Raw genomic sequence first — 20,872 nt, 5'->3', positions numbered from 1 at the left:
TCGTAGTCAGTTTGACGAGAACCGTATTAAGCTGCCGCCCCTGCGGCTGGCTTTACGTTCGGCTTCCGCAAACGGGAGGCGGAGCGACAACGCCTCGGATGCTTACCCGGTCGAATTGCTTCGTTGCCGGAAGGCCGCGACAGCGGCGAGTGAATGTCAGGTCCGTCGGCGCGTGGGGACGCGCGCCGGCGCTAGCAATACGGCGAGAGGAGTTTTGCCGATGGCCATGACTGGAACGGTCAAGTTTTTCAACGGGGAGCGCGGCTACGGTTTTATCAAGCCAGACGATGGCGGCCGCGATGTATTCGTTCATATCACGGCTGTCGAGCAGGCCGGATTGAAGGAACTGTCTGAAGGACAACGCATCACATTTGAGATCGAGCCGGACAAGAAGGGCAAGGGCCCCAAGGCGGTGAATCTCGCGCTCTCGTCCTGACCGGGGGCCGGCCGGCGTTCTTGCTGTGAAACGTGCGTCAAGCGCGGCTCGCTCGCGGTGCGCGGCGACGCATTGCCATCACGAAAAATCCCGGCCGCGAACGGCCGGGATTTAAAAGCGTGGTGGTTGTTGTTCTCGTTAGAAGTGATAGTTCACGCCGGCGCGGACCAGGCCGAACTGATAACTGTTGGGAGCACCAGTGATCGTGAAGTTGCTGCTCGACAGATCGACATAGAGATATTCGACCTTCGCGGTCCAGTTCTGGTAGATGCCGAATTCGGCGCCGACACCTAGGGTCCAGCCCGCATTGGTGTGGGATTCCGACAGGCCAAATGTTTCGGCGCGCAATGACCCGAAGGCAAGGCCACCGGTGCCATAGACCAAGATATTGTTGAATGCATAGCCGAGGCGGCCGCGCACCGTGCCGAACCACGGATTGGAGAATTTCCACGGCGCAAAGGTATCTTCGGCGGCGCTAGCCTGGATGTCGCCTTCGAGGCCGAATACCAGCGGCCCGTTCTGCCAGTTGTAGCCGGCCTGCACGCCGCCGAACACGCCGTCCGGGCTGGTGGCGCTGTTCTGGACGCTGCCCCAGGCATAACCGAGGTTGCCGCCCAGATAGGGACCCGCCCAGCTAAAGGCGTTGAGCGGCTGGTTGACGGTGTAGGGCGAGCGGTAGGACAGATCCGCGGCCTGCGCGGTGCCGATCAGCGCCGTTGATGCCAGGGCTGCCAGTGCTGCGATCGTTGTCTTGCTCATCTCGACTCTCCAACCCCTTACCGTCGTCCCCGTCGTGGATGTCGCGAGCAATCCGTACGGTTACGAATTCCGAAATTTCGTTCGTACGATTTATCGAAAGTTTTAAGTTAAGCGGTTCTTAAGACGACGCTCCCGCCGTCTCTTGTTCTTAAAAAAGTGTTACCAGCTTGGCGGCGCCGGTAACCGGTGACGCAGCCTGATCGTGCGGTTAGTTCGGCGCGCTGCCGCTGGCATCGGCCGGTTTCATCGCTTAACTGATGGACATGACGACCGATTCCTCCGATCCCGCAAAGCCGGCCGGACCTGGACAACCGCCCGGTTCCGGCGCGGACATGCGGCGGCACGGGGGAGTGGAGACGGGACAGGATGTGGATCCCGCAACCATCGGGACCGACGAGGACGACGAGGCGCGGCTGCCTGATCTGCCGGACGAGCCCGCTGATGCGATCGCGGAGGGCACACTCGCGGTTGGTCGCGCGGCGATCGAGCATGCCGTTCGCCACGCGCCGACCTCGCCCGGCGTCTACCGCATGATGAATGCCGCGCGCGATGTGCTCTACGTCGGCAAGGCCAAGAACGTGCGCAAGCGTCTGTCGTCCTATGCGCGGCCGACCGGCCAAGTGATGCGCATCGCACGCATGATCGCGGCGACGTCCACCGTGGAGATCGTGTCGACCGCGACCGAGACCGAGGCGTTGCTGCTCGAAGCGAACCTGATCAAGCAATTGCGGCCGCGTTTCAACGTGCAGCTTCGCGACGATAAGTCGTTTCCCTATATCCTGATCACCGGCGACCATTGGGCGCCGCAGATCCTCAAGCATCGCGGCGCGCAGTCGCGGCCGGGGCGCTATTTCGGACCGTTCGCGTCCGCGGGCGCGGTCGGCCGCACCATCACCGCCCTGCAGCGCGCGTTCCTGGTGCGCTCCTGCACCGACTCCTTCTTCGAAAGCCGGACGCGGCCGTGCCTGCTGTACCAGATCAAGCGCTGCGCGGGCCCTTGCACCCGCGAGATCGATTTCCCCGGCTATACAGCACTGGTTCGCGAGGCGACCGACTTCCTGTCCGGCCGCAGCCGCGCCGTGAAGGAAGAACTGGCGCGGGAAATGGAAAAGGCTTCCGACGATCTCGCCTTCGAGCGCGCGGCGCTCTATCGCGACCGGCTGGCCGCGCTGTCGGCGATCCAGTCGCAGCAGGGCATCAACCCGCGCACGGTGGAAGAAGCCGACGTGTTCGCGATCTACCAGGAGGGCGGCTATTCCTGCGTTGAGGTCTTTTTCTTCCGCACCGGACAGAATTGGGGCAACCGCGCCTATTTTCCGCGCGCGGAAAAGTCGTTTACGCCGGAGGAGGTGCTTGGATCATTCCTTGCCCAGTTCTACGACGACAAGCCGCCACCGAAACTGATTTTGGTCTCGCACCAGATCGAGGAGAGCGAATTGCTGGCCGATGCGCTGTCGATCAAGGCCGGCTGCAAGGTCGTGGTCTCGACGCCGCAGCGCGGCGAAAAGAAGGAGCTGGTCGCGCACGCGCTGACCAATGCGCGCGAGGCGCTGGGCCGCAAGCTGGCGGATACCGCGACGCAGTCGCGGCTGTTGCAGGGTTTGGCGGCTGCCCTGGGTTTACCGCACGCGCCGCGACGGATCGAGGTCTACGACAACAGCCACATCCAGGGCACCAATGCGGTCGGGGCGATGATCGTCGCCGGTCCTGAAGGCTTTCTGAAAAACCAGTATCGCAAGTTCAACATCAAGTCCGAGAGCCTGACGCCCGGCGACGACTACGCGATGATGCGCGAGGTGCTGGAGCGCCGTTTCAAAAGATTGCTGACGCAGAAAGCTGCCGATCCGGACAAGGCCGATGAATCGGACAAGGATGCGGTGCCGCAATGGCCCGATCTCGTGATCATCGACGGCGGCCTTGGTCAGCTCAATGCCGCCCGCGGGATTTTCGATGCGCTGGGGCTGAGCCGGGTGGCGCTGGTGGCGGTCGCCAAGGGGCCCGACCGCGACGCCGGCCGCGAAACCCTGTTCCTGCCGGACCGTCCTGCCATCAAGCTCGAACCGCGCGATCCCGTCCTGTATTTCATCCAGCGTTTGCGCGACGAAGCGCATCGATTTGTCATCGGATCGCATCGCAAGCTGCGCAGCAAGGATATCCGCGAAGCTGGGCTGCAGGAGGTCCCCGGCATCGGCCCGGCGCGCAAGCGGGCGCTGCTACATCATTTTGGGACGCTGAAGGAGATCGAGCGTGCCTCGGTGGCCGACCTCGGCAAGGTTCCCGGTATTAGCGCCGAAAGCGCCCGTAAGATCTTCGACTTTTTTCATGCCAGGCCCGCGTGAGGGTGGATTTTAGTATGATGTTCAGCGGCTTTTTTCGTATTAAGATCAACGGATAAGGCTTTCGCCGCTGCGAAGGCGGTAAATTGCGCCGCGCGGCCGGTTGACGTTCGCGCCACGACAGTATTGGTAAGACGAAATGAACACTGCAACCAGCCAGGCGACCGCGAGGCACATGCTGTCGCTTCCGAATATTCTCACCTATGCCCGGATCGCCGCGATCCCGGTGGTGGTGGGCTGCGTCTATGCGCAATCGATCATGGACGGGCCGTTGCGACTGCGCTGGGTGGCGCTGGGCGTGTTCATCGCGGCCGGCGTCACGGACTTCCTCGACGGCTATTATGCGCGAATCTGGGATCAGCAGTCCGCCTTCGGCAAGATGCTCGATCCGATCGCCGACAAGCTCCTGGTTGCCTCATGTCTGCTGATGCTGGCGGCGGACGGCATCATCCATGGCTGGACGCTGTGGGCGGCGATCGTGATCCTGTGCCGCGAGATTCTCGTATCGGGCCTTCGCGAATATCTGGCGGCCCTGCGCGTCAGCGTGCCCGTGACCAAGGTTGCGAAGTGGAAGACAACGGTGCAACTGGTCGCGATCGGTTTCCTGCTGGCGGGCGAGGCGGGCGATCTGATATTTCCGTTCGTGACCCAGATCGGGCTTCTGCTGTTGTGGGTTTCGGCGATCTTCACCATCTATACCGGTTGGGACTATTTTCAGGCCGGTATTCACCACCTCATCGAGGAGGATGAAAAATGAAGGTGCTATATTTCGCCTGGGTGCGCGAACGGGTCGGCAAGGCCGAGGAGGCGCTCGATCCGCCGCCGGCCGTCGCGACGGTCGCCGATCTGATCGCATGGTTGTCGCAGCGGGGGGATGAATACGCCCATGCGTTCGACAAACCGAACGTGATCCGCGCCGCGATCGATCGGATGCACGTCAAGCAGGACACGGCGATCGCAGGTGCGCGCGAAATTGCCTTCTTTCCGCCGATGACCGGCGGCTGATCTGTCAACATCGGCGTCGTCCATGACCGTTCCCGTCACCATTCGCCTGCAGGAAGAGGACTTCGACGTTGCGCGCGAAGTCGCGGCGCTGTCGCGCGGCCGCACCGACATCGGCGCGGTCGTAAGCTTCAGCGGTATCTGCAGAAGCGACCAGGCTGGCGGTGAGGGTGGCGACGCGATCGCCGCGCTGATGCTGGAACACTATCCCGGTATGGCGGAGGCCGAGATCGCGCGTCATGCCGAGGAGGCGCTCTCGCGCTGGCCCCTCACGGGCATCACCATCATTCATCGGCACGGGCGGATCGTACCGGGCGAGAACATCGTTCTCGTGGTCACAGCATCGTCGCACCGCGAAGCAGCATTTCAGGGCGCGGAATTCCTGATGGACTATCTCAAGACGCAGGCGCCGTTCTGGAAACGCGAGGAGGGTGCCGCTGGGTCCAGCTGGGTGGATGCCCACGATCGCGACGATTCCGCTGCGGCGCGCTGGGCCAAATCCTGATGGCGAAGACCGCCGTGCGCGGTGGACGATCGAAAATCGCGACCCGCAGCTTAGTCAAAAAACGCCGGCCGACGCCGGCTGCAGCCAAAGCTGCAAACCCCTCCGCCGCGAACGCAGCTTCCGAACTCGTGACGATTTTCGACTATGTCCGCTTCGCAGCCACAAGGCTCAAGCGCGCCCGCGTCGCCTTTGCCCACGGTACCACCGATCCGGTGGCCGAGGCCGCCTTCCTGGTCGGAGAGGCCATGCGCCTGCATCCGGACGAGGTGGAACCAAACGCCGCGCGGCGGGTGCCGAAGGCGGCAGGCCGGCGCATCCTCGGCTGGATCGAGCAGCGCATCGCAACCCGCAAGCCCGCCGCCTACCTCGTCAACAGGATGTATATGCGTGGCCTCCCGTTCTATGTCGACGACCGCGTGATCGTGCCACGCTCGTTCATCGGTGAAATCCTGGACTCACATTTCGGCGACGACGATGTGCTGCGCCTGCGCGATTCCGCAACCGTGACCAGCGTGCTCGATCTCTGTACTGGCTCGGGATGCCTTGCCATTCTGGCCGCGCGCGCATTTCCGAATGCGACGATCGATGCCGCCGACCTGTCGTCGGACGCGCTTGCGGTTGCTTCGCGCAATGTGCGCGAGCACGGCCTCGAAGATCGCATTCAACTTGCACAGGGCGACCTGTTCGCAGCCGTCAGGGGTAAGCGCTACGATCTCATCATCTCAAACCCGCCCTATGTCGACGCACAAGGAATGGCGGGTCTGCCGCGCGAGTGCCTTGCCGAGCCGCGGATGGCGTTCGACGGCGGCGCCGACGGTATTGATCTGGTGCGACGAATCATCGACGGCACCAAAACTCATCTCACATCCGGCGGCGGTCTGTTGTGCGAGGTCGGCCGCTGCAAGCCGGCGATCGAGAAAGCTTATCCGCGCGCGGATTTGCTCTGGCTCGATACCGAGGAGTCCGAGGGCGAGGTGTTCTGGATCGATGCCGCGACGCTTGCGGACCTTGTGCCCGCACGACACCCGCTCGGCGCGGCATGATCGCGCTATCACTCCGGGTCTGGCAAAATCGCGGTTGTTCACTTAACTAAGAGCCATCCAGCGAACGACGCACGAAAGCCTCCGGCGATACCGTCGGAGGTTTCGTCGTCCTGTTACCGTCATTCTGCCCCAGTTGCCGTGTTGATGACCGAGCCGCCATGCTTTTTGATGCCCGCCAGAACGCGCTGTCGCGCGATGCTTGGCTCGGAGAATTCCGGGCGACGCTGATGCTTGGCTGGCCGCTGGTCCTCACCAACCTCGCGCAAATCGCGCTGACCACCACCGATGTGATCGTGCTGGGCCGCGTTGGTCCTTCGGCGTTGGCCGCCGGAACCCTTGGCGTCAATCTGTACTTCGCGATCCTGATTTTCGGCATTGGCGTCGTCACTGCGACGTCGCCGATGATGGCTGAAGCGTTTGGCCGCAAGCGGCATATGGTCCGCGACGTGCGGCGGACGTTCCGGCAGGGACTATGGGCGACGGTGCTGATTGCGGTGCCGAGCTGGCTGCTGCTCTGGCATACCGAAGCGATCCTCATTCTGTTCGATCAGGAACCGCAACTTGCAGCGGACGCCCAGGTGTTTGTGCGCGCGTTGCAGTGGGGCATGCTGCCGACGCTCGGCTTTATCGCGCTGCGTTCGTTCTTTGCCGCACTGGAGCGGCCGTTGTGGGCAATGACGGTGACCGCAGTCGCGATCCTGTTCAATATCGTCGCGAACTGGGCGCTGGTGTTCGGTCATCTTGGTCTGCCGGCACTCGGCCTGCGCGGGTCGGGCATCGCGACCACATTGTCCAACACCTTCCTGTTCGTCGGGCTGGCGCTGGTGCTGAGCTTCGGTCACAAATTTCGTCGCTATCGTCTGTTCGGCAACTGGTGGCGCGCAGATTGGCCACGTCTCGCCATGCTGTGGCGTGTGGGTTTGCCAATCGGCGCTGCGCTCGCCTTCGAGATCACCGTGTTCAATGCCGCGGTGTTCCTGATGGGACGGTTCGGCACGACCTCAATCGCGGCTCACGCCATTGCGATTCAGATCGCGTCGGTCTCTTTCATGGTGCCGATGGGGCTGGCGCAGGCCGCTACGGTGCGCGTTGGTCGCGCTTACGGTGCCGGAGACCGGGACGGGATCACCCGCGCCGGATGGATGTGCTTCGCGCTGGCGATTGCTTTCATGGCAAGCACCAGCGTGTTGATGATTGCCGCGCCGCGATGGTTGATCGGCGCATTCGTCGACGTCAACGATGCGGCGAATGCCGAGGTTATTGGACTGGCCGCGTCGTTTCTGACCTGCGCGGCGGTGTTTCAGATTGCCGACGGTGCGCAGGTGGTCGGCGCCGGTATGCTGCGTGGCTTGCAGGATACTCGTGTGCCGATGATCTATGCCGGTCTTGGCTATTGGGGCTTCGGCATGTCGTTGAGCTTGCTGTTCGCCTTCAATCTTGGATTTCGGGGTATCGGCATCTGGATCGGCCTGGCGTCGGGCCTCGCGGCCGTAGCCATCCTGATGATGTCACGCTGGATCCGACGTGAGCGGCTCGGTCTGGTGCCTCTCAAGGGGATGCAGTATCGCGAGGCCTAACGAATGGGCGACCGATCACAGCACCTTGCGGGTCCAGTTATGTGTGTCGGCCGCGCGGCCATACTGGATGTCGACCAGCTTCTTGCGAAAGCCCATCGCGACGGGACCAGCGGCGCCGCCATTGATGGTGAAATCGCCGTGCGCCGAGCAAACCTTGCCGATTGGCGAAATGACGGCGGCAGTGCCACAGGCGAATGCTTCCCGAAGCTTGCCGCTGGCGGCATCAGTGCGCCACTGGTCGATTGTATAGGGCTCCTCGCGCACGCCAGTACCGGATTCCTTTGCGAGCGTGATGATGGAATCGCGGGTGATACCCGGCAGGATGGTGCCGAGCGGCGGTGTCGAGAGCGAACCGTCATCGAACACGAAGAAGATGTTCATGCCGCCGAGTTCCTCGATGTAGCGGCGCTCGACCGCGTCCAGGAAAACGACCTGATCGCAGCCGCGATCGATGGCCTCGGCCTGCGCGCGCAGACTGGCAGCGTAGTTTCCGCCGCATTTGACGGCGCCGGTGCCGCCGACTGCCGCGCGTGTGTAGTTTTCCGACACCCAGATCGAGACCGGCGCGGGGCCGCCCTTGAAATAGGAGCCGACCGATGAGGCGATGACGGCGAAGATGTAATCCGCCGAGGGCTTCACACCGAGGAAGACTTCGTTCGCGATCATGAAGGGCCGCAGATACAGGCTGCCTTCACCGCCTGGAATCCAGGCGCGGTCGATCCGTACGAGCTGCTCGATGGCTTCGATGAACACGGGCTCGGGGAGGGGTGCCATCGCCATGCGCTCAGCCGAATTGCGGAAGCGTCGCGCATTGGCGTCCGGGCGGAACAGGTTCACGCCGCCGTCATCACGCTTGTAGGCCTTGAGACCTTCGAAAATCTCCTGCGCGTAGTGCAGCACGGCGGTCGCGGGATCGAGCGGGAAGTTGGCGCGGGATTCGACGCGCGGGTTGTGCCAGCCCTTCGCCTGATTGTAGCGCACCACTGCCATGTGATCGGTGAACACCCGCCCGAAGCCGGGGTTGGCGAGCTTTTCTGCGCGCGCGGTCGCGAGCGTCGGATTGGCCGTCGGCTGGACCTCGAATTTCAACGACATCGCGCCATCGATCGTATCGAGCGAAACTCCCATGGGTCTTCTCCCGGCTTTGCAGCTGTCCCGATGGCGGGCTGGTGGTCCGATTCTAGCATTCGCATCCCTCTGCGGCAGGCGCCTTCGCAAATGTTAGAACCAAAGGCCACTATCAACTGCAAGTTTTCCAGCGGGGTTTTTGAATTTGACATTCGCGGCCAGACCTTGGGGCAAGGAGGGTCGCGAATGTCAAATTCACTCCACTGATCGGTTCAGGTCCTGGCCCTCGCCCGCCGGTCCGTGGGCCGGTTTCCGCTTTGGTGGGAGGCGCGAAGTCCAGTATGTTGGCCGAAATGCCGCTGACGACTGTACGGCCGAAAGAATTCTTGGTCTCGCCGTTGGATTTTCAGGACGTAGATCGGGCCGGCTTCGGACGAAGCGTTATAATATTTCGTTGTAAGTGGCAGACTTGTAACATTGGAACCAAGATATGTCAATATGGCTGACATAAATTTCTCGACCCGGAGCGGTGCCATGGCCAACGCGGGGCCGGATGCGGCCGGGGAGCCCGCTGAGATGCGCTGGGACATCATTGAGCTGCTGTTCTTTGCCTATCGCGATTTCGTCGGCGATCCCGATCATGTGCTGGAGGAATTCGGCTTTGGTCGCGCGCATCACCGCGTGATGCATTTCGTCCACCGTTATCCCGGCCTTAACGTCGCGGACCTGCTCGATGTGCTGCGCATCACCAAGCAATCGCTGGGGCGGGTTCTCAAGCAGCTCCTCGATGAAGGCTATATCGTGCAGAAGGCCGGGAACGCCGACCGTCGCCAGCGCCTTCTTTTCGCCACCGCAAAAGGCGAGGCGCTAGTGGCGAAACTCGCAGGCCTGCAGACCGACCGCATCGTGCGGGCGCTGCAAAGCCTCGACGCATCCGGCGCCGAGGCGGTGCGCAAGTTCCTGCTCGGGATGATCGACCACGACGATCCCGACAAGGTGCTGGAGGCGATCCTGCGGGCCGACGGCAAGATGGTGAAGGCATGACGGTAATGCAAACGGCGGGGATCGCGCGGCCGTCGGTGAGGCCGGCCGACGACGCCCCGCATCTGCTGCTGGTCGACGACGACCGGCGTATCCGCGATCTGCTGTCGCGTTTTCTGGCGGGGGAGGGTTACCGCGTCACCACCGCCATGAGCGCCAAGGTCGCCCGCTCGAAACTGCTCGGGCTGCATTTCGACCTCTTGATCCTCGACATCATGATGCCCGGCGAAACCGGCTTCGATCTCGCCCGCTTCATCCGCGCCTCGTCTTCGGTGCCGATCATCATGCTGACGGCCCGGCACGAAGCCGAGAGCCGCATCGAGGGCCTGCAGATCGGCGCCGACGACTACGTCGCCAAGCCGTTCGAGCCGCGCGAACTGGTGCTGCGGATCGGGAATATCCTCAAGCGCACGATGCCGCTGCCGACGGTGCGAACCGGATCGATCGCGTTCGGGCCTTACGTCTATCATCTGGAGCGCGGCGAACTACGGCAGGGCGACGACGTCATTCATCTCACCGATCGCGAGCGCGAGATGCTGCGCGTGCTCGCCGCCACGCCCGGCGAGACGGTTCGCCGCGGCGAACTAAACGGCGACGGCACCGTCAACGAGCGCGCCGTCGATGTCCAGATCAACCGGCTGCGGCGGAAGATCGAGCGCGATCCCGCCAATCCGCTATTCCTCCAGGCGGTGCGCGGCGTCGGCTATCGCCTGGTCGCGGCGCCTTGAGCTGCCGATCATGAGCACGCTCGATGCCGGCCTGACGCTGATCCGCTCTGCGTCCCGGCGCGTCTCGGTAGCCAATGGCCGGATGGGGCGGGCGTTCAAGAACTGGATGCCCAAGGGACTCTATGCCCGCGCGCTGCTGATCATGATTGTGCCGATGGTGGTGCTGCAATCGGTGGTGGCCTTCGTGTTCATGGAGCGGCACTGGAACACGGTGACGCGGCGGTTGTCGGCGGCGGTGGTGCAGGATGTCGCCGCGCTGATCGATGTCTACAAGGACTACCCGCAGGACAAGGACCGCGCGACGATCCGGCGTATCGCCCAGCAGCGGCTCGGGCTCGTGGTCGATTTTCTGCCGTCGGGCGATATGCCGCCGCCCGGGCCGAAGCCGTTCTTCTCACTGCTCGACCAGTCGCTGTCGGTGCAGATCAGCAGGCAGATCGGCAAGCCGTTCTGGATCGACACCGTCGGCCGGTCCAGTCTGGTGGAGATCAGGATCCAGCTCGACGATGCGGTGATGCGGGTATTCGCGCAGCGCAGCGCTGCCTATGCGTCAAACTCGGAGATCTTCATTTTCTGGATGTTGGGCACGTCCTCGATCCTGTTGTTCGTCGCGGTGCTATTCCTGCGCAACCAGATCAAGCCGATCCTGCGGCTGGCGGACGCCGCCGAGCGCTTTGGCAAGGGCCGTGACGCGCCGAACTTCCGTCCGCGCGGGGCGCGCGAGGTCCGGCGCGCCGCGCAGGCGTTCATCGAAATGAAGATGCGCATCGAGCGCAGCATCGAGCAACGCACCACGATGCTGGCCGGCGTGTCGCATGACTTGCGTACCATCCTGACCCGCTTCAAGCTGGAACTGGCGCTGATAGGCGACAGCCCGGAAGTCGACGGCATGCGGAAGGATGTCGACGAGATGCATGGGATGCTCGAGGCCTATCTCGCCTTCGCGCGCGGCGACAGCGGTGAGCAGGCGCAACCGACCGACATGGCTGCGGCGCTGGAGGAGTTGCGCAGCGATGCCGAGCGCAACGGTCACGCCGCGACGACCATCTTTCACGGACTGCCCGTTGTCACAGTCAAGCCGGCGGCACTCAAGCGCTGCCTCGGCAATCTGGTGTCGAATGCGGCGCGCCACGCCGACTCCATCGCGATCAACGGCCATCGCGATCACCGCTGGCTCACGGTCATGGTCGACGATGACGGTCCAGGTATCCCGCACGACATGCGTGAGGAAGTCTTCAAGCCGTTCCTGCGGCTCGACAGCGCGCGCAATCAGGACGAGGGCGGTTCCGGTCTCGGCCTTGCCATTGCGCGCGACATTGCGCGGTCGCATGGCGGTGACATCATGCTCGGCGACAGTCCGATGGGCGGTCTGCGTGCGACGGTGCGGGTGCCGGTGTAACGATCGATGGCGTCCGTCCTTTCGCGGCGCGTATGCAATTCGCTCCGCGACGCGGCGAGGGCTTCCCGAAAAACGTTCGTCACCGATGCAGCCTGCACTCAAGCGTGTGCGCTGAAGCGGCCGTGCATCTCGTTAGCCGTCAGGCGCGCGAATTGCGCCTGAGTGAGATGCAGCAGCGTCTCGTGATCACCGGCTTCCATGTAGATTTCCGGCTGCGCGTTAATGCTGTCGTCAACGATGAGATCCAACCCGTAGCATTTGCCGACGGCCGGCACCGCGCCATGCGCGCAATCGCTAAACAGCTGGCCGATTTCAGTCTCATCGGCCATATCCACGTTGCTGCCGAGTCTTGTCCTTAGCTCCGGCAAGCGAAGCCGATGCGAGGCGGGCATGACGGCCAGCATGTAGGCGTCATCGCGACGCAAAACGATGGCTTTGGCCAAGCGATCGCCCGGGATATGGCATGTCTGCGCGGTACGCGCGGACGACATGGTGGGTTCGTGCGGAATCTCTTCGTATTGGATGTTTTCCGCGATCAGATATTTCTGGAGTGTGGGAGCGATAGACATGGTGCGGCCTCCGGTGTCAGACGCCAGCGACCACCGTGAGGGCCTGCGCCGCACGATGGGCGGCCAATTGAGTATAGCTCCAAAAGACCCCGCTGTCCGCCGGTTGAATCAAACAGCGGCAGCTGTTTTGTCGCATCCGTTGCGAGGCGGTTCTAGCGGAGTGAATTGATAACATTCGCGAGAAGACTCGCTGAAACGGGATACGAATGTTAAAATGGGACCACTAGCTTTCCCGCTTGGCGGCCCCACATTGAAATGATCGCGCCGTTGTAGGAGCGCGCGATGCTCTACGGTCTCGGCACAGGTTCGAGTTGAGGGAGCGAGTGACATGGATGGCTCGGTTCAGCTGGAAATGCGCTTCGGTGCCAACAACTATGCACCGATGCCGGTCACCATCGTGCGCGGCAAGGGCGTCTACCTGTGGGATGAAAGCGGGCGGCGCTACATCGATATGATGGGCGCCTATTCGGCGGCGAGCTTCGGGCATTGTCATCCACGGCTGGTACAGGCGCTCACCGATCAGGCCCAACAACTGGACACGGTCTCCCGGGCCTATTTCAACGATCGTCTTGGTGCCTTTCTCGGTCATGCCTGCACGTTGACGGGAATGGATGTTGCGCTGCCGATGAACAGCGGCGCGGAGGCGGTGGAGACCGCGCTGAAGGCCGCGCGCAAATGGGCTTACACGGTCAAGCGGGTGCCGGCCGACCGCGCCGAGATCATCGTGTGCGACGGCAATTTTCACGGCCGCACCATAGCTATCGTCGGCTTCTCGTCTGTGCCGCAATATCGCGACGGCTTTGGTCCATTTCCAGCCGGTTTCAGGTCGGTGCCGTTCGGCGACGCGGCGGCGCTTCGGGCGGCGATCACGCCGAACACCGCCGCGTTCCTGGTCGAGCCGATCCAGGGCGAGGGCGGCATCATCGTGCCGCCGCCGGGTTACCTTGCCGAGGTCGCGCGCATCTGCAGGGAGCAAAACGTCCTGTTGATCTGCGACGAGATTCAATCCGGGCTGGGGCGTACCGGATGGCTGCTGGCGTGCGAGCATGACGGCGTGAAGCCGGATGCGGTAACTCTGGGCAAGGCGCTCGGTGGTGGACTTCTGCCGGTGTCGCTGTTTCTGGCGCGCCGCGAGGTGATGCAGGTGTTTACGCCCGGCGACCACGGCAGCACCTTCGGCGGCAATCCGATTGCCGCCGCGGTCGGGTTGGCTGCGCTTGATACGTTGATAGAGGATAAGTTGGTTGAGCGATCCGCACGCCTGGGCGCGCATCTGCTCGCACGGCTCCGCGCGGTCAAGAATCCGATCATTCGAGAGGTGCGCGGGCGCGGACTGTTCGCCGGCGTCGAGCTGGATCGTGACCTCGCCAATGCAGCCGCGGTGGCGACACGGCTGTTGCAGGCCGGCGTGCTGACCAAGGACACTCACCGCAACACCGTCCGCTTCGCGCCGCCGCTGATTATTGAGAAATCCCAGATCGATTGGGCGGTGGACCGTGTTGCCGAAGTGCTGGACGAATTCGCTCGCGCGGAAGCTCATCCCTAAAGCGTTGCTAGAATCGGACCGCTATAGCGTTTTCGAGCGAAGTGGATACCGGTTCGCGTCAAGAAAACGCGTCAAAACAAAATCATAGAGCCCCGCTTCTGATTTCCATCAGAAGCGAAAAGGCTCTAGCCGATGTCGAAACGGACACCCTGGGCGAGCGGGAGATCGTCGCCGTAGTTCACGGTGCTGGTAACGCGACGCATATACGCTTTCCAGGCGTCGGAGCCGGCCTCGCGTCCGCCGCCCGTTTCCTTTTCTCCGCCGAATGCACCGCCGATCTCGGCTCCGGAAGGGCCGATATTGACATTGGCGATGCCGCAGTCGGAGCCCGTCGCCGAGAGGAATGTCTCAACCTCGCGCATGTCGGTCGAAAAGATCGAGGACGACAGGCCGTGAGCGACCGCATTGTGCTGCTCGATCGCCGCGTCGAGGTCGGTGTATTTCATGACGTATAGAATCGGTGCGAAGGTCTCGCGCAGCACCGGCCCGGTCTGCGCCGGCATTTCCACCAATGCGGGTCGGACGTAATAGGCGCCGGGACACGGCTTTTCGTCGACGCGTTCACCGCCGTGGACCCGCGCGCCGTGCGCCCGTGCCTCCCCAAGCGCGCGTTGCATGTTCTGGAATGCGGCTTCGTCGATCAGCGGACCGACCAGCACCTCGTCACCTGCAAGCGGATCGCCGATCCGGACCGAGGCGTAGACCTGCTTCAGCTTCGCCACGAAGCCGTCATGGATGCTGTCATGGACGAACAGCCGGCGCAGGGTGGTGCAGCGCTGGCCGGCGGTTCCGATGGCGGCGAAGGCGATGGCCCGTAGCGCCAGATCGAGGTTCGCCGACGGGCAGACGATCGAGGCATTGTTGCCGCCGAGTTCGAGAATGCCGCGCGCAAACCGCCGCGCAAGCTGCGTCCCGACCTCGCGGCCCATCGCCGTCGATCCGGTCGCGGACACCAGCGACACCCGTGGATCGTTGACCAGGACTTCGCCGACCTCGCGCCCGCCGATCAGCACCGTGGACAGGCCGTCGGGGATGTTGCCCACCTTGACAGCGGCGCGTTCAAACAGCGCCTGCACCGCCAGCGCCGTCAGCGGGGTTTTCTCCGACGGCTTCCAGATCACCGGATTGCCGCAGACCAGCGCCAGCGCCGCATTCCACGACCACACCGCGACGGGGAAATTGAACGAGGTGATCACGCCGACCGGGCCGAGCGGATGCCATTGCTCCATCATGCGGTGATTGGGCCGTTCGCTGGCGATGGTGAGGCCATAAAGCTGTCGCGACAGGCCGACCGCGAAATCGCAAATGTCGATCATTTCCTGCACCTCGCCACGACCTTCCGAGACGATCTTGCCGGCTTCGATGGTGACCAGGCGGCCCAGTGCATCCTTGGCGGCGCGTAATTCATGGCCGAGCAGGCGAACCAGTTTGCCGCGCTGCGGTGAAGGGACCAGGCGCCATTGCCGGAACGCTGCTTCGGCCCGCACAACGGTCTCGGTTGCGCACTGCGGAGTTGCGTCCCCGACATGGGCGATGGTCTCCCCGGTCAGAGGCGACCGCACCACACGCTCGCCGCACCGACGGTCGGGTGCCACGCCAAGATGATCGAGCAGGGATATAACCTCATTGGCGAGCACGGCGGGGCTTTCTCCGGTTTTCAAACGGCCGATGACAGGCGGCGTATGTTGCGGCATTTCAAAGCAATTCTTCAAGCCACCTGACCATTCCGGCGACATGCTGCGGCGCGTGACACGCCCTTCACGAAACTGTGCCATGGCGATGAACCGGGCGGCACACTATTTTATTGAGAAGAGAGCGTCACGGTCTCGGGAGACAACCGAATGACCAGGAACGGGCCGGACAACCAGCTTCCGGTAATCGCGCGCTTCGAGGTCCGATACCGCAACTACCTCGCGCCTGACGGCGCGATCATCCGACCGCTTCCCGCTTTTGCCGCCAATGCCGACCTTCTGGTTTCGCTCTATCGCGCCATGGTGCTGGTGCGCGCCTTCGACCTGAAGGCAGTCGCATTGCAGCGCACCGGGCGGCTCGGGACATATGCGGCGTCGCTTGGCCAGGAAGCGGTGGCGGTCGGTGTCGCCAGCGCGATGCGCGCCGAAGACGTACTCCTGCCCTCCTATCGCGATAACGCGGCGTTGATCTGGCGCGGGGTCAAGCTCGAAGAAATCCTGCTGTTCTGGGGCGGCGACGAGCGCGGAAATCATTTCTCTGGGCCAGCCCACGACTTCCCGTTCTGCGTACCGGTCGGCTCACAGGCGCCCCATGCCGCCGGTGTCGCCTATGCGTTCAAGCTGCGCCGCGAACCGCGCGTCGCGGTGTGCCTGTTCGGCGACGGCGCGACCTCGAAAGGCGACGTGGCCGAAGCGATGAATTTCGCTGGCGTGCACAAGCTTCCCGTGGTGTTCGTTATCACCAACAATCAGTGGGCCATTTCCGTGCCGTTGCGCTTGCAGACCGCCGCTGCGACGCTGGCGCAGAAGGCGATCGCTGCCGGCTTCATCGGCGAGCAAGTGGACGGCAATGACGCGGTCGCGATGCACGCCGCGACAGCCGACGCCATCGCGGCTGCGCGCGACGGCCGTGGTCCGCGCCTGATCGAGGCAGTGACCTATCGGCTCGGCGATCACACCACTGCCGATGATGCCGCACGTTATCGTCCGGCCGAGGAGGTGCAGGCGCACTGGAAGGATGAGCCGGTCGGGCGGCTGCGCACTTATCTCGTCGGCCACAGCGCCTGGGACAAGACGAAAGAGGAGCAGCTCGTCGCCGAATGCCAAACGCGGATCGAGACGGCGGTCGAGCGGTATCTGGCGACCGGGCCTCGACCGCCCGAGACCATGTTCGATCATCTCTACGCCACGCTGCCGCCGGTCTATGCCGCGCAGCGCCGGGACGCCGAGGAGAACTGCTGATGCCGCGAGTGACGCTGATCGAAGCCGTCAACATGGCGCTGGCGCGCGCAATGACCGACGATGCTGGCGTGGTGGTGTTCGGCGAGGATGTCGGCGTCAATGGTGGCGTGTTCCGCGCCACCGTGGGTTTGCAGCAGCGCTTCGGGCCCGCGCGCGTGATCGATACACCACTGGCCGAGCTATTGATCAGTGGGCTGTGTGTCGGCATGGCGAGCCAGGGTCTCAAGCCGGTCGGCGAGATCCAGTTCATGGGCTTCATCTATCCCTGTATCGATCAACTGGTGAACCACGCTTCGCGTTTGCGTAACCGCACGCAAGGGCGGCTCAGCTGCCCGATGGTCTTGCGCGTGCCGCATGGCGGCGGCATCCGCGCTCCCGAGCATCATTCCGAAAGCACCGAGGCGATGCTCGCGCATATTCCCGGTCTGCGCGTGGTGATCCCGTCGTCGCCCGAACATGCCTACGGATTGTTGCTGGCCGCGATCCGCGATCCCGACCCCGTGATCTTTCTGGAGCCGACCCGCATCTATCGCGCGGCCAAGGGTGAGGTTGATGACGACGGCGTGGCGCTGCCGCTGGACGCTGCTTTCGTGCTCCGCGAGGGCCGCGATGTCACCCTGATCAGCTGGGGCGCGATGGTGCGCGAGACGCTCGCGGCCGCCGATACGCTGGACACCGAAGGCATCAGCGCCGAGGTGATCGACCTCGCGACACTGAAACCATTTGACGAAGATACCGTGCTTGCGTCGGTGGCGCGCACCGGACGCTGTGTGATCGTGCATGAGGCCGCGCGCACCGGCGGCTTCGGCGGCGAGATCGCCGCGGTGATCGCCGAACGCGGGTTGATATCACTGCTGGCGCCGATCGCGCGCGTCACCGGCTATGATACGGTGATGCCGCTCCTGCGGCTCGAACAGCATTACATTCCGTCGGTCGGCCGCATCGTCGCTGCCGGGCGGGCGGCGTGCCGGTTCAATTGACGTGAGCGGAGCGACGGCAAATGCAGCAGTTCACATTGCCCGATCTGGGCGAGGGGCTCGAGGAGGCTGAGGTCGTCGCCTGGCATGTCAACGAGGGTGATCACGTGGTCACCGACCAGCCGCTGCTGTCGGTCGAGACCGACAAGGCGGTGGTTGAAGTGCCATCGCCCTGGAGTGGCCGCATCGCGCGATTATGCGCGGCGAATGGCGACCTGGTAAAGGTCGGCGCGCCGCTGGTGGAATTTGCCGGCGATGCCGAACAGGATACCGGCACTATCGTCGGGCAGCTTCAGAGTGGCGAAGAGCACGGCGCGGAGGTCATCGCGCCGGTTGCGCCGGCGCGGCGAGGCACGGCCCAAGCCGTGCCGGCGGTACGTGCGCTCGCCCAAAAACTCGATGTCGATCTCAACACGATTCAGCCGACCGGTCCCGATAGTACCATCACGCGGGCGGATGTCGAACGCGCGGCGCGCAGCCTCGCCGAGGCTGGACCGGCGGAAGGCTTGCGTGGAATGCGGCGCGCGATGGCGCAGCGCATGACCGCGGCCCATGCCGAGGTTGTTCCCGCCACCGTCACGGACGACGCCGACATAGAGGAGTGGCGTAAGGGCGAGGACGCCACGATCCGCCTGATGCGAGCCATTGCAGCGGCGTGCAAGGCCGAGCCCGCGCTCAATGCCTGGTACGATTCCCGTGCCGGCGAACGGCGTCAGATCGCGCGCGTCGATATTGGAATCGCGATCGACACCGAAGGTGGGCTGATCGTGCCGATTGTGCGCAACGTCGCTGCGCGCGATGCACATGACTTGCGCGCCGGGCTCGACCGGCTGCGCGCTGATGCGGTCGCGCGGCGGATTCCGCCGGAGGAGTTGCGCGGCGCCACCATCACGTTGTCGAATTTCGGCATGATCGGCGGCCGCTTCGCGAGCCTCGTTGTAGTGCCGCCGCAGGTGGCCATCGTCGGTGCCGGACGCATCGCCCAGCACGTGGTGGCGCATCACGGCCAGCCGGCGGTGCGTCGCATGCTGCCATTGTCGCTTTCGTTCGACCATCGCGTGGTTACGGGCGGCGAGGCCGCGCGCTTCCTGATGGCGCTGAAGACGGATCTCGAGCGCTCTGCATAAGCATCACGGATTGAGTTCGCAGGGTCCTAAATATGGTTCTGCTATCCGAGAGAGCTGCTTCTACACGTGAATAGAGAGAATTACTTTGCCAGCTCCCGCGATCGCGCCGCCGCGGCCGCGACCGCGCGCGTCATCAGCTCTTTCATGCCGTTCTCACCCATCAGCACGCTGAGTGCGGCAGCCGTAGTGCCGCCGGGCGAAGTGACGTTCTGGCGCAACGTCGCGGCGTCGAGATCGGATCGGTGCAGCAGTTCGCCTGAACCGGCGACGGTCTCGCGAGCCAGTCTCGCGGCAAGATCTGCAGGCAGGCCGGCTGTGACGCCGGCACGCGCCAATTCCTCGGCGAGCAGAAAGACGTAGGCCGGTCCCGATCCCGAGACCGCTGTGACGGCGTCCATCAGCGCTTCGTCATCGATCCATTCTACTGCCCCGGTGGCGCGCAGTAGCGCGTCGGCCGTGGCGCGCTGCTCCTCGTTCACGCCCTTGGCGGCGACCGCCACGGTGATGCCGCGGCCGATCGCGGCCGGCGTATTGGGCATCGCGCGGACGATGTTGCCGCCGCAGACCGCGTCAAGCACGGCAATCGTCGTGCCCGCCATGATCGACACCACCAGGGTCGACGGCCCGATCAGCGGGCGCAATGCCGGGCCGGCGTTGCCAAACGTTTGCGGCTTGACTGCGAGCACGAGCGCCGCGACCGCGCCTGCATCCTTTGCTGCGGGGTTCAATCGCACGCCTGTGGCGGCGACCGCGCGGATATCGTCGGAGGGATGAGGCTCGATCACGGCGACACGCTTCGGATTCAGTCCTCGCGCGAGCCATCCGGTCAGCAACGCGCCGCCCATCTTCCCCGCACCGGCGAGAACGACGGTGCCGGAGATGTTTGCGAGCGGAGTCTGTGGTTCAGCCATGACAATGTTCCAGGCTCGGCGAATGGACGACACACCAAAATCGCCGGGCTAAAGGTGCGAAGCACGTCTTCGCACAGATGTCCTGGCGATCCATCATTTCAGAAATGATTTGCAAGAGGATAGATGGCCGGGTCAAGCCCGGCCATGACACCGACGGAATTGCGCGGAAATTGCGTGAGAGGTTACGCCTCGCCCTGGGTGTCGAACATCGCGGCGGTCATCGCCTCGGCCGCGGTCTTGCCGGCCCAGACCACGAATTGCAGTGCCGGATAATAGCGTTCGCAGGCATGGATCGCGCCGGCGAGCATATCCTTGCATTGTGCGTTCGACGCGATCAGCCCCTCGGGAAGGACGAGCGCATGGCGGTACATGATCGTGCCGGTCTGGGTCCAGATGTCGAAATGGCCGATCCACAATTGCTCGTTGATCGCTGCGATGACGCGCTGGGCCTCGCCGCGGCGGGCCACCGGAATCTTCATGTCGAAGGCGCAGGCCAGATGCAGCGCCTCGATCTCGCCCATCCAGGTGAAGGTGATTTGATAATCGGTCCAGCTGCCCTTCGAGACGATGGTGATCTCGTCTTCGCCGGAACGCTCGAACGCCCAGTCGTTGGTGGCGGCAATATCCTCCACCACCGCCAGCGGGTTGTTTTTGGAATCGATAACGCCTTCGAGCAGCGACATGCCGTCCCGATCCTTGCTGTTTGCTTGTGTTTGATACGCACGCATAGGACGGCCGGTGCTGGCACGCCGCGGACATCGATCTCCCGGACGATCCATCAATCGCGCGGATCGAATGAGGATGATGTCCCGCGCGGATCAACTGATGTGATTTGCTGAATCGGCGCAACGCCGCCCGGAGTCCGTCCACAGGCAAAGCGCGCGTCGTCCACAACTGATCAAACGGCGATACGGC

At 63.6% G+C, this 20,872-nt stretch carries 20 protein-coding genes; 14 read left to right on the top strand and 6 right to left on the bottom strand.

What is annotated here, in order from left to right; all coding sequences use genetic code 11:
• Positions 1-220: 220 nt before the first annotated feature.
• Positions 221-436, top strand: a complete 216-nt coding sequence (locus ACSZOQ_RS12675; protein WP_439922858.1) for a cold-shock protein — start codon at positions 221-223, stop codon at positions 434-436.
• A 138-nt stretch (positions 437-574) separates the two neighbouring features.
• Here the strand turns inward: ACSZOQ_RS12675 and ACSZOQ_RS12670 are convergent, their stop codons facing one another.
• Positions 575-1,195 carry an outer membrane protein gene (locus tag ACSZOQ_RS12670; RefSeq protein WP_439922857.1) on the bottom strand — a complete coding sequence of 207 codons (621 nt, stop codon included), beginning with the start codon at positions 1,193-1,195 and terminating at the stop codon, positions 575-577.
• A gap of 263 nt (positions 1,196-1,458) precedes the next feature.
• Here ACSZOQ_RS12670 and uvrC point away from each other — a divergent pair, with 263 nt between their 5' ends.
• The 6 genes from uvrC to ACSZOQ_RS12640 all read left to right on the top strand — a co-directional run bounded on the left by uvrC (position 1,459) and on the right by ACSZOQ_RS12640 (position 7,658).
• A complete protein-coding gene (gene uvrC, locus ACSZOQ_RS12665; RefSeq protein ID WP_439926040.1) occupies positions 1,459-3,534 on the top strand; it encodes an excinuclease ABC subunit UvrC in 2,076 nt (691 codons plus the stop codon).
• Between the two features lie 136 nt (positions 3,535-3,670).
• Positions 3,671-4,288, top strand: a complete 618-nt coding sequence (pgsA, locus tag ACSZOQ_RS12660; RefSeq protein ID WP_439922856.1) for a CDP-diacylglycerol--glycerol-3-phosphate 3-phosphatidyltransferase — start codon at positions 3,671-3,673, stop codon at positions 4,286-4,288.
• A complete protein-coding gene (moaD, locus tag ACSZOQ_RS12655) occupies positions 4,285-4,536 on the top strand; it encodes a molybdopterin converting factor subunit 1 (RefSeq protein WP_439922855.1) in 252 nt (83 codons plus the stop codon). Before pgsA ends, moaD begins: the two co-directional genes overlap by 4 nt.
• 22 nt (positions 4,537-4,558) lie before the next feature.
• A complete protein-coding gene (locus tag ACSZOQ_RS12650) occupies positions 4,559-5,038 on the top strand; it encodes a molybdenum cofactor biosynthesis protein MoaE (RefSeq protein WP_439922854.1) in 480 nt (159 codons plus the stop codon).
• Positions 5,038-6,081 carry a 50S ribosomal protein L3 N(5)-glutamine methyltransferase gene (gene prmB, locus ACSZOQ_RS12645; RefSeq protein WP_439922853.1) on the top strand — a complete coding sequence of 348 codons (1,044 nt, stop codon included), beginning with the start codon at positions 5,038-5,040 and terminating at the stop codon, positions 6,079-6,081. Before ACSZOQ_RS12650 ends, prmB begins: the two co-directional genes overlap by 1 nt.
• Before the next feature lie 158 nt (positions 6,082-6,239).
• Positions 6,240-7,658, top strand: coding sequence for an MATE family efflux transporter (locus ACSZOQ_RS12640; protein ID WP_439922852.1), 1,419 nt, complete (start codon positions 6,240-6,242; stop codon positions 7,656-7,658).
• Between the two features lie 15 nt (positions 7,659-7,673).
• Here the strand turns inward: ACSZOQ_RS12640 and ACSZOQ_RS12635 are convergent, their stop codons facing one another.
• Positions 7,674-8,786 carry a branched-chain amino acid aminotransferase gene (locus tag ACSZOQ_RS12635; RefSeq protein WP_439922851.1) on the bottom strand — a complete coding sequence of 371 codons (1,113 nt, stop codon included), beginning with the start codon at positions 8,784-8,786 and terminating at the stop codon, positions 7,674-7,676.
• A 438-nt stretch (positions 8,787-9,224) separates the two neighbouring features.
• On the opposite strand from ACSZOQ_RS12635, the gene ACSZOQ_RS12630 reads away from it, so the two are divergent.
• Genes ACSZOQ_RS12630 through ACSZOQ_RS12620 form a run of 3 tightly spaced genes read left to right on the top strand, consistent with a single transcriptional unit; the run spans position 9,225 to position 11,894 of the window.
• Positions 9,225-9,770, top strand: coding sequence for a MarR family winged helix-turn-helix transcriptional regulator (locus ACSZOQ_RS12630; protein ID WP_439922850.1), 546 nt, complete (start codon positions 9,225-9,227; stop codon positions 9,768-9,770).
• Positions 9,767-10,495 (top strand): response regulator, encoded by a 729-nt coding sequence (locus tag ACSZOQ_RS12625; protein ID WP_439922849.1) that lies wholly within the window; start codon positions 9,767-9,769, stop codon positions 10,493-10,495. The genes ACSZOQ_RS12630 and ACSZOQ_RS12625 overlap by 4 nt, the downstream gene beginning before the upstream one ends.
• 10 nt (positions 10,496-10,505) lie before the next feature.
• Entirely contained in the window at positions 10,506-11,894 is a 1,389-nt protein-coding gene (locus ACSZOQ_RS12620; protein WP_439922848.1) for an ATP-binding protein, read from the top strand.
• Between the two features lie 98 nt (positions 11,895-11,992).
• On the opposite strand, the gene ACSZOQ_RS12615 is transcribed toward ACSZOQ_RS12620, so the two are convergent.
• Positions 11,993-12,463 (bottom strand): aminoacyl-tRNA deacylase, encoded by a 471-nt coding sequence (locus ACSZOQ_RS12615; RefSeq protein WP_439922847.1) that lies wholly within the window; start codon positions 12,461-12,463, stop codon positions 11,993-11,995.
• Between the two features lie 328 nt (positions 12,464-12,791).
• On the opposite strand from ACSZOQ_RS12615, the gene rocD reads away from it, so the two are divergent.
• Positions 12,792-14,009, top strand: a complete 1,218-nt coding sequence (gene rocD, locus ACSZOQ_RS12610) for an ornithine--oxo-acid transaminase (protein ID WP_439922846.1) — start codon at positions 12,792-12,794, stop codon at positions 14,007-14,009.
• A 125-nt stretch (positions 14,010-14,134) separates the two neighbouring features.
• Here the strand turns inward: rocD and amaB are convergent, their stop codons facing one another.
• Entirely contained in the window at positions 14,135-15,703 is a 1,569-nt protein-coding gene (amaB, locus tag ACSZOQ_RS12605) for an L-piperidine-6-carboxylate dehydrogenase (protein ID WP_439926039.1), read from the bottom strand.
• 147 nt (positions 15,704-15,850) lie between these two features.
• Between amaB and pdhA the strand changes: the two genes are divergently transcribed.
• The 3 genes from pdhA to ACSZOQ_RS12590 are packed head-to-tail and all read left to right on the top strand — an operon-like array spanning position 15,851 to position 19,046.
• Positions 15,851-16,942 (top strand): pyruvate dehydrogenase (acetyl-transferring) E1 component subunit alpha, encoded by a 1,092-nt coding sequence (gene pdhA / locus ACSZOQ_RS12600; RefSeq protein ID WP_439922845.1) that lies wholly within the window; start codon positions 15,851-15,853, stop codon positions 16,940-16,942.
• Complete coding sequence (locus tag ACSZOQ_RS12595; RefSeq protein WP_439922844.1) at positions 16,942-17,922, top strand: alpha-ketoacid dehydrogenase subunit beta; 981 nt, start codon at positions 16,942-16,944, stop codon at positions 17,920-17,922. The genes pdhA and ACSZOQ_RS12595 overlap by 1 nt, the downstream gene beginning before the upstream one ends.
• Positions 17,923-17,942: 20 nt before the next feature.
• Positions 17,943-19,046 (top strand): dihydrolipoamide acetyltransferase family protein, encoded by a 1,104-nt coding sequence (locus tag ACSZOQ_RS12590; RefSeq protein WP_439922843.1) that lies wholly within the window; start codon positions 17,943-17,945, stop codon positions 19,044-19,046.
• Positions 19,047-19,126: 80 nt separating this feature from the next.
• On the opposite strand, the gene proC is transcribed toward ACSZOQ_RS12590, so the two are convergent.
• Both proC and ACSZOQ_RS12580 read right to left on the bottom strand, forming a co-directional pair.
• Positions 19,127-19,957, bottom strand: coding sequence for a pyrroline-5-carboxylate reductase (proC, locus tag ACSZOQ_RS12585; RefSeq protein ID WP_439922842.1), 831 nt, complete (start codon positions 19,955-19,957; stop codon positions 19,127-19,129).
• 182 nt (positions 19,958-20,139) lie between these two features.
• Entirely contained in the window at positions 20,140-20,640 is a 501-nt protein-coding gene (locus ACSZOQ_RS12580) for a YbjN domain-containing protein (RefSeq protein WP_439922841.1), read from the bottom strand.
• Between the last annotated feature and the right edge of the window lie 232 nt (positions 20,641-20,872).

The organism is Nitrobacter sp. JJSN (assembly GCF_051912485.1).
Lineage (GTDB): Bacteria > Pseudomonadota > Alphaproteobacteria > Rhizobiales > Xanthobacteraceae > Nitrobacter.
This window is presented reverse-complemented; position numbering and strand designations above follow the sequence as displayed.